Genomic DNA, 15,652 nt, shown 5'->3' on the forward strand with positions numbered 1-15,652 from the left:
CTCTCATCAGGGCGACCCGGGGGTCGCGGGAGCGGCGCCGGCCGGGGTGGCCGGCGCGGTGTCACCGGCGGCGCCGTCGTCCAGCGCGGCCGCGATCAGGGGTCCGGTGCGGGCCCACCCCGCCGGGGACACCAGCCCGGCGTGGTCCAGCGGGACCCGGTGCACGGTGAGTGCGCCGTCCGCGGACACGCCCCGCCATGCCGCGGCGAGCGGACCCGGCCCCGCTGTCGACTCGTCGGAGGTCGCGGCGCCCGCGGCCTCGACGAGGGTGACCGGCCCGCCGTGGCGCACCGGCCGGGACGCCGCGCCGAGGCGTAGGCAGGTGGTGGTGGCCTGCCGGACGGCCGCGCGGAGGTCGTCGCCGGCCTCCGCCGCGAGGTCGGGTTCCGCGCCCGCGTCGTCGGCGTAGCCGGCGCCGGGCGGGCGGCTGTCCAGCAGGCCGGTGAAGGCGACCCGCTCCCCCGCGGACGTGAGCTGCGCGGCCATCGCCAGGGCGACGACGCCGCCGAACGAGTAGCCGAGCAGCTGGTAGGGGCCGGTGGGCTGGATCCCGCGGACCGTGGCGACGTACCGGGCGGCCAGCTCGTCGACCGTGCGCTCGGGCAGGTCGGCTCCGGACAGGCTCGGCAGCTGCAGACCCAGCACCGGGCGGTCGGCCGGCAGGTGCGGGACGAGCCCGGCGAAGGGCCAGGCGAACCCCCCGGCCGGGTGGATGCAGAACAGGGGTTCCCGCTCCCCACCGGCCCGCAGGGTCAGGACGTGCTCCCGGCCGAGCGGCGCCTCCGGGGCGGCCTCGAGCGCCGCGGCGAGCTCCGCCACCGTCGGGTGCGCCATCAGCGTCCCGACGCCGACGGCCTCGCCGAGGTGCCGCTCGATCGTGCCGGCCAGCCGCATCGCCGTCAGCGAGTCGCCGCCCAGGTCGAAGAAGGACTCGTCGGGGTCGACGGCCGCCTCGTCGAGGCCGAGGACCTCGGCGACGAGCCCGCACAGGACCCGCTCCCGCTCGTCCTTCGGCGCGCGGGCGGCAGCCCGGGCGGGCGGCGCCGGCAGCGCGGCGCGGTCCAGCTTCCCGTTGGGCGTCAACGGCATCGACGCGACCGGCACAACGTCGGAGGGCACGAGGTGGGCCGGCAGCGCCTCGCGCAGCGCGGCCCGCACGTCGCCGGGCGGATCGCCGGTGACGTAGCCGACGAGCCGGCCGTCCTGCACCGCGGCGGCCGCCCGGGTCACGCCGGGGCAGCGGGCCAGCGCGGCCTCGACCTCGCCGAGCTCGATCCGGAAACCGCGGATCTTGACCTGGCCGTCCGTGCGACCGAGGTACTGCAGCTCGCCGTCCGGCCGGCGGCGGACCAGGTCACCGGTGCGGTACATCCGCGCACCGGGCGCATCCGGGCCGGCGAACGGGTCCGCCACGAAGGACGCGGCGGTGAGGCCGGGCCGGCCCACATAGCCGTGCGCGACGCCGTCGCCGGACAGGTACAGCTCGCCGACGCCGCCGACCGGCACCTCCCGCAGCCCGCTGTCGAGCACCCGGGCGCGGGCGTTGCGGACCGGGCGGCCCAGGCACGGGGTGGCACTGCCCCGCACGGGCGAGCCCATCGCGTTGATCGTGAACTCGGTGGGCCCGTAGAGGTCGTACCCGTCGACGCCGTCCTGCTCGCGCAACCGTGTCCACAGCTGCGGCGGCACGGCCTCCCCGCCGAGCATGACCAGGGCCGGGTGCCGCTCCCCGTCGAGCAGGCCGCCGGCGAGGAGCTCGCGGGCGTACGACGGGGTCACGTTGACCACGTCGATGCCGACCTCGCGGTAGTGCCGCACGAGCGAGCCGGGGTCCAGCCGCGCCTGCTCGTCGATCACGTGCACCTCGTGGCCCGCGAGCAGCCAGAACAGCTCCTCCCAGGACATGTCGAAGGAGAACGACACGGTGTGCGCGATCCGCAGCGGGCCCCGGTGGGCGGCGGCCCGCGCGGTCGGCTCGAAGATCTCGGCGACGTGGTTGTGGTACATCGCGGTCAGCCCGCGGTGCCCCACGACGACGCCCTTCGGCCGGCCCGTCGAGCCGGACGTGTAGATCACGTACGCGGGCTGGTCGGGGTGCGTGGGGCCGGGGACCTCGCGGTCCGGCGCCGGCACGGCGCCGTCCAGGATCGCGGCGACCTCCTCCAGCAGGAGCTCGGGAGCCCCGGCGCTCCCCGACTCGGCACGGGTCGTGACGACGAGTGCGGCGCCGGCGTCGGCGACCAGTTCGGCCCGGCGCGCAGCGGGGTCGGCCAGGTTCAGCGGCAGGTACGCCGCCCCGGTCCGCAGCACGGCGAAGATCGCGACGACGTGGTCGGCGGTGCGCGGCAGGGCGAGCGCCACCGTGGTGCCCGGTCCGGCCCCGCGGTCGGCGAGGACCCTGGCCAGCCTGGTGACCCGCTCGTCCGTCTCCCGTGCGGTGTGCCGGGTGTCGCCGAACACGAGCGCGGTCGCGTCCGGCGTGGCGACGGCCCGCGCCCGCAGCAGCGCGTCGACGCTGCCGCCGGGCTGCCCCGGCTCCGGCACGGCGACCCGCGGCGGCGCGAACCCGACCGGCGTGCCGGCGGCCGGCACCGCGGTGTCGGCCACCCGGGCCTCCGGGTCGGTCAGCACCCGGAGCACGGCCACCAGCCGGTCCAGGTGGGCCGCCGCGTCGGCGTCGGACACGAGGTCGGGGCGGGACTCGATCGCGATCGCCAGCCCCTCGCCGGTCGGACCGGCGGCGGGGTCGACGTCGAGGGTCAGCGCGTAGTGGGTGCCGTCGACCGCCTCCACGGTGCTGATCCCGTGCCGGGCCAGCACCTCCCGGCGCCGCTCGGAGTCGCGCGGTGCGTTGCGGAACACGTAGAGCGTGTCGAAGAGCGCGGGGTGTCCGGCGGCCCGCTGCAGCCGGCCGAGGCCCAGGTGGTGGTGCGCGGTGAGCCGGCCGGTGTCGGCGAAGGTCCGGCGCAGCAGGTCGGCGACCCGCTCGCCCGGCCGCACGGTCAGCCGGACCGGCACCGTGTTGAGCAGCAGGCCCACCATCCGCTCGGCGTCCTCGACCTCGGCGGGCCGCCCGGACACGGTCGTCCCGAACACGACGTCGTCGAGGCCGGTGCTGCCCCGCAGCGCGAGACCCCACGCGGTGGCCACGACCGTCGAGCGGGTGACGCCGAGCCGCGCCGCCAGGTCCCACAGCGCTGCGGTGGTCCGCGGGTCGACGTCGACGTGGCGGCGGACCGGCAGCGGCGCGCGGCCCTCGGCCGGGCCGGGTCGGCGCTCCCCCGCGACCAGGGTCGGCTGCGCGAGGCCGGCGAGGTAGGAACGCCAGGCCTCCTCCGCCGCCGGCCGGTCGGCCGCCGCGGCCCAGTCCAGGTAGTCCCGGAAGTCCGCGGGCGCCGGGAGCTCCCGGCCCTCGTAGAGCGCGAACAGCTCACCGAGGAGCACCGTGATCGACCAGGCGTCGACCAGCAGGTGGTGCTGGGTGAACACCAGCCGCGCCCGCCCGCCGGGCAGGTGCACCAGCAGCATCCGGACCAGCGGCGGCTCCGCCAGGTCGAAGCCCGCGGCGAACTCGCGCTCGTCGAGGCCCGTCGGCTCGGCGTCATCGGCGAGGTGCACCTCGCGGAAGGGCATCCGCACCTCGGGCCCGACGACCTGGACCGGCTCGGTCCGCCCGGTGTGCGTGAAACCGGCGCGCAGGTTGGGGTAGCGCCGCAGCAGTGCGTCGCCCGCGGCCCGCAGCCGCGCGACGTCCGGGGTGCGGGCGAAGTCGAACCGCTGCTGCACGAGGTAGACGTCGGTGCCGGACGAGTCCAGCGTCGACTGGAAGTACATGCCCTCCTGCAGCGGGCCGAGCGGCAGCTCGCCCCAGGCCGACCCGGTGTCCCGGGACCGGCGGGCCGTGCGCACCTCCGTCGCGGAGGCGGCGAGGTCCTCGGTGCGCGGCGTCCGGCCGGCCGTGGCCACCACGGGCTCCGGCAGCGCCCTGCGGTCGACCTTGCCGTTGAGGGTGAGCGGCAGGGCGTCGAGCACCGTGACGACCTGCGGGATCATGTGGTCCGGGACCCGCCGCCCGGCCGCGGCGCGCACCGCCGCCGGATCGACGGTCCGCCCCGGCTCCGGCACCACGAAGCCCAGCAGCCGGGCGGTCCCGGCGCCGTCCGCGCGGACGACGGCGGCGGCGCGCGCCACGCCGTCGGCGGACACGAGCGCGCCCTCGACCTCGCCCAGCTCGATCCGGAAGCCGCGGACCTTCACCTGGTCGTCGACCCGGCGGAGGAACTCGATCCGGCCGGCGCGGCGGCGCACGAGGTCACCGGTCCGGTAGAGCCGTTCGCCGCCGGGCGCGGCGACGAACCGGGTCGCGGTCATCGCGGGGCGGGCGAGGTAGCCGCGGGCCACCTGGGCCCCGCCGAGGTACAGCTCCCCGGCGACGCCGTCGGCGACCGGGCGCAGGTCGTCGTCGAGGATCCGCACCTGGACGTCCGTCCACGGCGCGCCGATCGTGACCGCGTCGCCCGGGACGAGGTCGGCGCCGGTGGCCCACACCGTGGCCTCGGTGGGGCCGTAGACGTTGCGGACCGACGCGCACCGCGCGGTGAGGTCGGCCGCGAGGTCGGCGGGGAGCGCCTCGCCGCCCACCAGCGCCCGCACGGGGGCCAGGCGGGCCGCGTCCTCGTGCTCGGTCAGCGCCCGCCAGAGCGACGGCGTGGCCTGCACGACCGTGGCGCGCTCGTCGCGGATCAGGGTGTGCAGCGCGTCCGGGTCGAGCACGGTGGCCCGGTCGGCCAGCACGACGGTCGCACCCGCGACGAGCGGCGCGAACAGCTCCAGCACGGCGATGTCGAACGACACGGTGGTCACCGCGACCAGCCGGTCGCCGGCGCGGACCCAGCCCTCGCCGACCACGCTCCCCACGAACGCCGCCAGGTTCGCGGTGGTGACCATCACGCCCTTCGGGCGCCCGGTCGAACCCGAGGTGTGGATGACGTAGGCGAGGTGGTCGCCCGGGGCGGGCGGCGGCGGCAGCTCCCCGGCCCCACCGTGGTCCTCGTCCACGCGGATCGCGGCGGGGGCGTTGCGCGGCAGCCGGTCCACCACGCCCGCCGTGGTCAGGGCGGCGACCGGGCGGGCGTCGTCGAGCATGTACTCCAGCCGCTCGGCCGGATAGTCGAGGTCGAGCGGCAGGTAGGCCGCGCCCGCGCGCAGCACGGCCAGCAGCCCGACGACGAGCTCCGCGGAGCGGGGCAGCGCCACCGCGACCACCGTCTCCGGCCCGACCCCCGCCGCACGCAGCCGGGCGGCGAGGGCGTCCACCCGGGCGGCCAGCTCGCCGTAGGTCAGGGTGCGGCCGCCGGCGACCAGGGCCGGGGCCGCCGGCGTCCGGCGGGCCTGCGCGGCGAACCCGGCCGCGACCCCCGCCGGCACCTCCGCGCGCCGGGGCGGGTCGGCGATGTCGGTGTGCGGCAGCGTGATCGTGGTGATCGGTACCTGCGGTGCGGCCAGGGCCCGGGCGAGGACGTGGACCAGCGCATCGAGCAGGAACCCGACGGTCGGCTCCTCGAACAGCTCCGCGTCCGCGACCAGGCGGAGGACGGCGCCCCCGTCGGAGGCCTGCCCGTCGTCGACCAGCCGGACGGCCACGTCGCACCGGGCGTCCCGGCGGACCGGGTCGACCGGCTCGGGCAGGAGGTCGCCGAGCGGGCTCGGCGCGACCCGGCCCTCGTACGCGACGGCCGTCTGGAACAGCGGGTGCCGGGCGGGGCTGCGGGGCGGGGACAGGAGGTCGACCAGCCGCTCGAACGGCAGATCCCGATGGGCCAGCCCCTCGAGGGCGGTGTCCCGGACACGGCCGAGGAGCTCGGCGAACGACGGCCGGCCGGTCAGGTCGCAGCGGACCACCAGCGTGTCGACGAGGTGGCCGACGGTGTCGGTGACCTCGTGCTCCCCGCCGGTGTCGGGGCGGCGGGCGACGGTGGTGCCGAGCGGGACATCCCGGCCCGCACCCAGCAGGGCCCACGTGAGGGCCACCGCGGCCTGCAGCACCATCAGCGGCGTGGCGTGGTGCTCCGTGCACACCCGGGTGATCGCGGCGCGGACGTGCGCGGGCAGTGGCCGGAGCACGGTGCGCCCGCGGTGCGCGGACAGGGCCGGGCGCGGGTGGTCGAAGGGCAGGTCGAGCTCGACGGGCAGCCCGGCCAGCTGCTCCCGCCAGTACGTCTCCTGCACGGCGAGCCGGTCCTCGGCGGCGGCATCGGGGGCGGTGGGGGCCACCGCCGGCTGCTCGTCGCCCGGGTCCGTGGCGGGCTCGTCCGCGGTGTCGGTGGCGAGCGCGGTCGCCGCCAGGCGGTCCTCGTCGACCTCCGCGAGCCCGGCGAGCGCCCTGGGTGTCGGCGCCTCGAACACCTGCGGCACCGTGAGCCGCACCCCGGCCCGCCGGAGCCGCCCGACCAGCCGCATCGCGGTGAGCGAGTGCCCGCCGAGGGCGAAGAAGTCCTCGTCGGCACCCACCTCGGGGACCTCCAGGACCGCTGCCGCGGCCACCCGGATCGCCCTCAGGACCGCGCGCTCGGCGGCCACGGGCGCGACCGCGACCCGGTCCCCGACCGCGTTCTCCGCCGCGTTCTGTTCGGTGTTCTGTGCTGCGTTCTCGGCAGCGGTCCTCGCGTCGGTCCCCGCGCTGCCGGGCCCATCGACCGGAACCGCACGGCGCACCTCGCCGGCACCGGACCGCACGACCTCACCGGCGATCCGCTCCGGCCCGCTGAGCAGCCCGGACAGGATCTCGGCCAGCCGGGCGGCCATCCGCTCCGCCCGGTCCGCGGGTACCGCACCGGGATCGTGGTCGAGGACCAGCTCCAGGCCGGCGCCGGGTGTCGTGGGGGGCGCGAGCAGCGTCAGCGGGTAGTGCGTGACACCGCGATGCGTGACGCCCTCGACCCGCACGGGGTCGCCGGCGGCCCGCGCCGGGCCCGCCGGGAAGTTCTCGAACACCACCAGCGTGTCGAACAGCTGCCCCTGGCCGGCCGCGCGCTCGATCTCGGCGAGGCTCGCGTGCTCGACCTCCTGCATCGCGAACTGGGCGGCCTGCAACTCGGCGAACTGCGCCGGCAGCGGCCGGTCCCGGTGCAGGGCCAGCCGCCCGGGGATGGTGTTGCTGAACAGCCCGACCATGCCCTCGACGCCCGGCAGGTCCGCCGGGCGACCGGACACCGTGGCGCCGAACACGACGTCGTCGAACCCGGTGGTCTCGGCCAGGACGACCGCCCACGAGCCCTGCACCAGCGTGTTCACGGTGAGCCCGCGCTCGCGGCCGAACGCGGACAGCGCGGTGGCGGTTCCCGGGTCGAGCGGCACCGCGAGCCGCACCCGCTCCTGCGAGGGCGCGCCGGAGGCCACCAGGGTCGGCACCGCGCCCGCGAGCCGGTCCGCCCACGCCGCCCGCTGCGCCGCCCGGTCGCGGCCGGCGAGCCAGGCGAGGTAGGTCCGGTAGGCCGCCGGGGCCGGCAGGTGGTCGGCGCCGCGGTGGTAGAGCTCGAGCAGGTCCCCCAGGACGATCGGCGTGGACCAGCCGTCCGTGAGCAGGTGGTGGGCGGTCAGCACCAGCCGGTGCCGCTCGTCGGGCAGCCGGATCAGCAGGCCGCGCAGCAGCGGCGGCACCCGTACGTCGAACACGTGCGTGGCGGCCTCGTCCTCCAGCCGGTCCGCGGCGCGGGCGGCGGCCCGCTCGGGCAGGGCGGTCAGGTCCACCTCGCGCCAGGGCAGCGACACCGCGCGCGGGATCGCCTGCACCGGGCGGTCGAGCGCCTCGAAGTGGAACGCCGCGCGCAGGTTGGTGTGCCGCGCGAGCAGCCCCTCGACGGCGCCGCGCAGCCGGTCGGCCTCCAGCGGACCGGCGAGGTCGAAGCGCGCGGTGAGGGCGTAGACGTCCCGGGCGCCGTCGCGGACGGCGTGGAAGAGCAGGCCCTCCTGCAGCGGGGAGAGCGGGAGCAGCTCGTCGAGCGGGCCGTGCGCGGCCTCGAGCGCGTCGATCGCCTCCTGGTCCACCGCGGTCCCGGCGCAGTCCGAGGGCGTGAGCCCACCGGGCGCGAGGGCGGCGTGCGCCGCGAGCGCCTCGAGGGCGAGGTCCCAGTGCTCCTGCAGCGCCCCGACGTCGCCGGGCCCCAGGATCGCCGACGCGGCCGTCCACTCGACCGCGAGCCGGCCGTCGGTGTGCACGAACACGTTGAGCGCCAGGGACTCCGCCAGCCGCTTGCCCGCCGGTTCGACGACCGCGAACGGGTCCTCGGGGGGCAGCAGCCAGCCCGGGAGCGGGGCGAAGCGGCCCAGGTAGTTGAGCAGCAGCGCCGGCGGCGGGGCCGCCGCGAGTTCCGGCGCGGTCTCCGGGTCGAGGTACCGCAGCACCCCGAACCCCGCGCCCTCGCCCGGCACCGCGCGCAGGGCCTCCTTGGCCGCGCGCAGCAGGCGCCCGGCGGCCGGGCCGCCCGCGAGGGCGTCGTCGAGGTCGGCGTCGGTGAGCGCGTCGGGCACCCGGACCGGGAACTCGCTGGTGAACCAGCCGACGGTGCCGGCCAGGTCCAGGTCGGCGTACTCCCGGCCGTGCCGCTCCAGGGAGACCGCGCGGGCCTCAGCGGGGCCGCGCCACGAGCGGACGGCGAGGACGAGCGCGGCGAGCAGCACGTCCTCCGCACCGGCCCGGTACTTCTCCGGGAGTACGGTGAGCAGCGCCTCGGCGACCTCGGGGGCGTGGGTCGTGCGGGTGCGGGCCGCGGTGGCGACGGTGTCGGCGGGGCCGACGTGCCGGTCCCCGAGCGGCTCCACCGCGGCCAGCGCGGACCGCCAGTGCGCCAGCTCGGCGCGGCGGGCGCCGGACGTGCCCTCCTCCGCGAGGGCGAGGGCGTGCCGCCGCCAGGAGCCGCCCCGCGGCGCGAAGCGGGGCCCGCGGCGCTCGCGGGCGGCGGTGCACGCCTCCTGCAGGTCCCGCAGCAGCACCCGCCACGACACCCCGTCGACCACGAGGTGATGGGCGACGACCACCAGCTCGTCCGGTCCGGAGCACGAGCGGCGCAGCAGGACCACACGCAGGGTGTCCCCCGCCCGCGGGTCGAGCAGGGCGGCCTCCCGTCCGGCGGCGACCGCGGGCTCGCCGAACCCCTCGCGCACGATCTCCGTCGCCCGCGGGGCACCGCCGTCCCGGACGATCAGCTCGGCGTCGGAACCGCTGCCGCGCAGCACGATCCGCAACGCATCGTGCCGGTCGAGGACGGCCTGGACACCGGCCACGAGGTCGGCGAGCTCGATCGGCTCGTCCACCTGCACCGCGGTCCACTGCGCGTAGCCGGCAATCGCCTCGTCGGCGGGGTTCGGGTCCAGCAGCGCGCGGACGATCGGCGTGGCCGGCGCCGAACCCGTCGCCACGTCCGGCGCGGCGGGACGCCCCGTCTCGACCTCGCGCACCTCCGCGGCGAGCGCGCCGAGGTCGCGGCGCGACAACAGGTCCTTGGGTCGCAGGTCCAGGCCCCGGGCGCGGGCCCGGCTGCTCACGCCGATGGCGGTGATGCTGTCGCCGCCGAGGCCGAAGAAGTCGTCGTCGGGACCGACGCCCTCCTGGCCGAGCACCTCGCCGACGACCTCGCACAGCGCCCGCTCCCGCGCCGTGGCCGGGGCCCGCCCGGAGCCGGCGAGCCGGGGCGCGGGCAGGGCGGCGCGGTCCAGCTTGCCGCTCACCGTGACCGGCAGGGCGTCGAGCACCACGACGGCGGCGGGCACCAGGTGCTCCGGCAGCCGCGCGGCCAGCGCGGACCGCACCCGGTCCGGTTCGACCGTGCCGGTCACGTACCCGACCAGCATCGGGCGGGCGCCGTCCGTGCGGAGCACGGCCGCCGCGGCGGTGACGCCCGCAACCTCGCTCAGCGCGGACTCGACCTCGCCGAGCTCCACCCGGAACCCGCGGATCTTGACCTGGCCGTCCCCGCGGCCGGCGAACTCCAGCCCGCGGCCCGGGGTCCACACCGCGACGTCGCCGGTGCGGTACATACGGTCGCCGGGGGCGCCGAAGGGGTCCGGCAGGAAGCGCTCCGCGGTGGCCCCGGGGCGGCCGAGGTAGCCCCGGGCGAGGTGCGGCCCGGCCAGGTAGAGCTCGCCCCGCTCGCCGTCCCGGACCGGAACCAGCGCGGCGTCGAGCAGGTACGCGCGGGTGCCGGCCAGCGGGAGCCCGATGGTCGGGGTGGTGCCCTCGACCGGCGCGGCGGTCGCGTCGACCGTCGCCTCGGTGGGCCCGTAGAGGTTGTGCGCCACCACCCCGGAGCGCGCGATCCGCTCCCACAGCGCGGCGGGCGCCGCCTCGCCGCCCAGCACGAGCTGGACGGGCGGGTGCGGACCGTCGAGCAGGCCGTGGTCGACGAGCGCCGCGGCCATCGACGGGGTCAGGTCCACGCAGTCGATGCCGTCGGCGGCGAACGCCGCGACCAGCCCGGCGGCGTCCTTGACCAGGTCGGCGTCGTAGAGGTGCATCTCGTGCCCGCAGAGCAGCCAACTCAGCTGGTCCAGCGAGGCGTCGAAGGAGAAGGAGGCGGTGTGCGCGGTCCGCAGCCGCCGCCCGGCCCGCCGCTCGGCCGCGGCGTAGAGCGTGGTGCGGTGGTGGTGCAGCAGCGCCGCCAGGCCCGCGTGCCGGACCAGGACGCCCTTGGGCGTGCCGGTCGAGCCGGACGTGTGGATCACGTAGGCGAGGTGCTCGGGGTGCCGCGGCGCGGCAAGCTCGGCCGCGGTCAACGGCCCGTCCGGCAGTCCCTCGGTCTCCAGGGTCACGGCCTCGGGCACGCCGGATCCGAGGACGAGTGCCGGGCAGGTGTCGTCGAGCAGCGTGCGCAGCCGCTCGGCCGGATGGTCGAGGTCGAGGACGGTGTAGGCGGCGCCGGCGTCGAGCACCGCGAGCAGCGCGACGACGAGGTCGACCGAGCGGGGCAGGGCCAGCGCGACGACGTCGTCGGGCCCGATCCCCCGGTGCCGCAACGCCCGCGCCAGCCGGTGGACCCGGCCGGCGAGCTCGGCGACGGTGAGCTGCTCGGCGCCGTGGACCAGAGCGGTCGCGTCGGGCCGGGTCGCGGCGAGGCGGTCGAGGACGGCCGGGACGAGCTTCGGGGTGCCGGGCAGCGCGGCGGGGGTGCGCCCGGCGAGCAGCCGGGCCTGCTCCTCCTCCCCGAGCAGGTCCACCTGCCCGACCGCCGGGTCGGCCGGCCCGGTCAGGCCCTCGATCATCCGCACCAGGGCGGCCATCCGCCGGTCGACGGTGGCCTGCGAGGTGGTCCGCGCGTCGACCTCGAAGCCGAGCATCAGCCCGCCGTCGCGCTGCGGGGTGACGGTGAGGCCGAGGTCCTCCGGCGGCCCGCCGGCGACGTTGCGCAGGATGCCGACGGCGCCGGCGAAGTCCAACGTGAGGTCGAAGGCCTTGACGTTGATCCCGATGCCGTGCAGCAGCGCGCCCGCGCCGGGGACGCCGAGGTCGCGCGGCAGGTTCTCGCCGCGGTAGCGCTGGTGGGCCCGCATGCCCAGCATCGCGCGGCCCACCTGCTGGGCGAGGTCGCCGAGCCGGTCGCCGCCGCGCACCGACAGCCGCAGCGGCAGCACGTTGACCGCCATCGCCGGCGTCCGCAGGGCCGCCGCGCCGGTGCGCGCCATCATCGGCAGCGCGACGACCAGGTCGGACTCGCCGCGCAGCCGGTGCAGGAAGCCCGCGTAGCAGGCGATGAGCGCCTCGGCCCAGGTGGTGCCGGTGTCGTCGGCCAGCGCCTCGAGCCGGTCGAGCGTGGCGCCGGAGACGAACGCCCGCGCGTGCAGTGTGCGGTCGGCGGGGCCCTCGGGTGCGTCCCCGCGGCCGCCGAGCTCGGGCAGCGGGGTGAGCAGGTCGCGCCAGAACTCGCGGTCCCGGACGAACCGTTCGCTCGCCTCGTACTCGCGGTCCTTCGCGACCAGGTCGGCGATCGCGCCGAAGGTCGCGGGCGGCGGCTCGGTGCCGCGCACCCGCGCGGTGTAGTGGGCCGCGACCCGGCGGGAGAGCATCGCCGCGCTGTACCCGTCGACGATCAGGTGGTGGTACAGCTGGATGCACCACACGTCCTGATCGGACAGCCGCACCAGCGTGTAGGTGTGGAGGGGACGGTCCACCATGCCCCGGCAGGCCTCGGCGGCGCGCGAGCGCTCGGCGTCGACCAGCGCGTGCGCCACCGCGACCGGGTTGCGCTCCCCGCGCAGGTCCACGACGCGGGGCCGCGCCGCGGGCTCGTCGGACACCGTCTGGCGTGGACCGTCGGGGGTGTCGTGCACGCGCAGGCGCAGGGTCTCGGCCTCGTCGATCGTCGCGCGCACGGCGTCGCCGAGCGCCGCGACGTCGATCGGGTCGCCACCCTCGCCGGCGGAGATCTCGAGGACCTCGCCGACGAGGTAGCCGCGCGACTCCGGGTCCAGCCGCTGGGCGTTCCACACCCCGAGCTGCGCGGCCGACAGGGCGAGCGTCGCGCCGGTACGGATACCGAGTGCGGGGGGCACGCTCACTCGTGACACCGCCTCTCGTCGAGTTCGTCGGACCGTGCCGCGCGCAGGAGACAGCCATCGTCCCCGCTCGCAGACCCCCCTACACACATGACCGGGAAGGCTGCATTCACACGCGGTAAGGCTTACTTAACAAACCAGGGCGGGGGTCCGGATGCAAGCACGGGCCGAGGGCCGTTCGAGTGAGGAAGACGACAGAACGCGACAGATCGGTCACGTCGCGAGGTCGACGCCGGTCGGCGGCACCGGACCCGCAGGGTCCGTCCGCGGACGGGTCCTCGCTGGTTCGCGCTGGTCAGCGGTGCGCGACGCGGACGTCGCCCGCCGTGCTGTGCGCGCTGATCGTGGCCGCCGCGCCCGGGTCGTCCGCGACACCGACCTCGACCGAGCCGACGGTCGTGCCCGCGTCCACGCGGTACACCGGGCCGACCGGGACGAGCACGTCGACGTCCCCGGCCGTCGACTCCGCGACGACCGTGGACGGTGCGGCGTCGAAGATCAGCTCGACGTCCCCGGCCGCACTGTGCGCGGACACCCGCGGCCCGGCGAGGCCGCTCCCGGCGACGTCGCCGGAGGCGGTGCGCAGCTCCTGCGCCCCCGCCAGGTCCTCGACCGCGACGTCACCCGCACCCAGGTCCACGGTGGACCCCGACGCGGCGGGCACCGTCACCGCCAGCCTGGTCTCGCACCGCTCCCCCGGGTCGGGGCACCGGGCGGTGATGCGCAGGACGTCGCCCGTGAGCTCCTGGGTCAGCTCGGGCCGCGCCCCGGTCCACCGCATCTCGTGGTCCACCGTGGCCACGCCGTCGGGTCCGGATCGGAGCGTGACGTCGCCGGCGTCGGACATGATCTCGACGCGCCCGACGGTGCCCTCGTGTCGCTGGGTCCCGCCCTCGATGGTGAGCGCTCCCGAGGACGCGCCCGATACCCGGCCGGGACCGGTGTCGGTGCGCAAGGTGCTGCCGCCGCATCCGGCGAGGAGCAGGCCGGTGACCAGGACGGGGAGGAGCAGCAGGCGGGGGGCCCGGGTCGCGATCATCACCGGGGGACGTTAGCGGTGCCCGGTCCGCCCCGTGCGTCGGGTCCGTCCCGCACCCAGGGCCCGCGGGTGTGCGGTCGCGTAGACCTCGCGGAGGGCGGCGACGGTGACGTGCGTGTAGACCTGCGTGGTGGTCACCGACGCGTGGCCCAGCAACTCCTGGACCACGCGGACGTCCGCGCCGCCCGCGAGCAGGTGGGTGGCGAAACAGTGCCGCAGGGTGTGCGGCGAGACCGTGGTGGGGTCGAGGCCCGCGACGTCGGCCGCGGTGCGCAGGGCGTGCCAGGCGCTCTGCCGGGAGAGCCGGGCGCCGCGGGCGTTGAGCAGCAGGGCCGGGGTGCCGCGGCCCCGGGTGGCCAGGCCGGGACGGGCCCGCACCAGGTAGGCGTCGACGGCGGCGAGCGCGGGCCGCCCCACGGGCACGATGCGCTGCGTGCCGCCCTTGCCGCGCAACAGGACCGTCCGCGAGGCGGTGTCGAGGTCGTCGAGGTCGAGGCCGACGGCCTCGGAGGTCCGGGCCCCCGTCGAGTAGAGCAGCTCGAGCAGCGCACGGTCGCGCAGCCCGGTCGGCCCGTCGCCGACGCAACCGGCCAGCAGCTGCTCGACCTGGTCGACCGTGAGGGTCCTGGGCAGCCGCCGGGGCAGGCTGGGCGGGGCGACCGCGCGGGCGACGTCGACCGGCACCAGCCCGTCCCGCGCCGCGAACCGGTGCAGGCCACGGACCGCGGCGAGGGCCCGCGCCGCCGACGACGCCGCCAGCGGCGCCTCGCCGCTGCGCAGCGCCACGACGAAGTCGGCGACGTCGGACTCGGCGACCGCGGCGAGGTCGTCGATCCCCCGCTCCTGCAGGTACGCCGCGTATCGGCCCAGGTCGGTCGTGTAGGAGCGCACCGTGTTCGCCGAACTCCCCCGCTCCACCGCGAGGTGCGCGAGGAAGGCCTGCGTCCCGTCCGCGACCCGCGTGCCCATGCGCCGCATTATGGATGCACAACGCGCTGGAACCGGGTCGTCACACGCACCATGGCTCCACGACGCGCTCGACCGGGTCGTCACACGCATCAGGCCAGGTTCGGGATGACCTCGCGCTCGAACAGCTCGATCCCCGAGCGGTCGTAGGCGGCCTCGGGGAAGTAGAAGATGCCGTAGGTCATCCCGCGCTCCTGCATCCCGCGCAGGTTCTCCACGATCTGCTCCGGCGTGCCCACGCCCGGCAGCCCGCGGAAGGCGCCGAGCTGCGACTCCGCCTTCTCCTTGCCGACGTAGGGGGTCAACCGGTCGACCACCTGCCGCAGCCGGTCGGAGACCTCGGCCTCCGTGGCGCCGATGGCGACGTTGTAGTTCGCCGAGCGGACGATCGCCTCGAAGTCCGTACCCAGGTCCCGGCAGTGCCGGGCCAGGATCTCCGACTTCGCCGTGAAGCCGTCGGGGCTGCCGTCGAAGTTGGTGTAGTCGGCGTAGCGGGCCGCGATCCGCAGCGTGACCTTCTCGCCGCCACCGGCGACCCAGATCGGGATGCCGCCGGCCTGGAGCGGCCGGGGTTCGCAGATCGCCCCGTCGACCCGGTAGTGCGTGCCGTCGAGCGTCGCGACGCCCTTCCGCCAGGCCTGCCGGAAGATCTGCACGCCCTCGTCGAGCATGCCGAGCCGGTCCCGCGGCGGCGGGAAGCCGTAGCCGTAGGCGCGCCACTCGTGCTCGTACCAGCCCCCGCCGATGCCCATCTCGACCCGCCCGCCGGACACGACGTCGACGGTCGCCGCGACCTTCGCCAGGTATGCCGGGTTGCGGTAGGCCATGCAGGTGCACATCTGGCCGAGCCGGACCCGCTCGGTCGAGGCCGCGAACGCCGCCATCAAGGTCCACGCCTCGTGCGTGGCCTGGTCGGTCGGGGCGGGCACGGTGTGGAAATGGTCGTAGACCCAGATCGACTCCCACGGGCCGGCGTCCGCGTGGGCCGCGAGCCCCTTCATCACCCCCCACTGCTCGGCGGGGTCGATGCCGGCGAGATCGTGCCGCCAGCCCTGAGGGACGAAGAGACCGAAACGCATGGTCGCGAGCCTAGGACTCCTC

The 15,652-nt window shown here is 76.9% G+C and carries 4 protein-coding genes; all 4 read right to left on the reverse strand.

Features of this window, described 5'->3' with window-relative positions:
- Window positions 1-6: 6 nt before the first annotated feature.
- Window positions 7-12,549: a non-ribosomal peptide synthetase gene (locus ACL02T_RS32020; protein WP_412834550.1), complete on the reverse strand. Its 12,543-nt coding sequence runs from the start codon at window positions 12,547-12,549 to the stop codon at window positions 7-9.
- Between the two features lie 292 nt (window positions 12,550-12,841).
- Entirely contained in the window at window positions 12,842-13,585 is a 744-nt protein-coding gene (locus ACL02T_RS32025) for a DUF4097 family beta strand repeat-containing protein (protein ID WP_412834569.1), read from the reverse strand.
- 12 nt (window positions 13,586-13,597) lie between these two features.
- Entirely contained in the window at window positions 13,598-14,554 is a 957-nt protein-coding gene (locus tag ACL02T_RS32030) for a site-specific tyrosine recombinase XerD (RefSeq protein WP_503129109.1), read from the reverse strand.
- Between the two features lie 89 nt (window positions 14,555-14,643).
- On the reverse strand, window positions 14,644-15,630 hold the full coding sequence (locus ACL02T_RS32035) for an LLM class F420-dependent oxidoreductase (protein ID WP_412834552.1): 987 nt from the start codon (window positions 15,628-15,630) through the stop codon (window positions 14,644-14,646).
- Window positions 15,631-15,652 lie beyond the last annotated feature (22 nt).

The organism is Pseudonocardia oceanicola (assembly GCF_047200735.1).
Lineage (GTDB): Bacteria > Actinomycetota > Actinomycetes > Mycobacteriales > Pseudonocardiaceae > Pseudonocardia.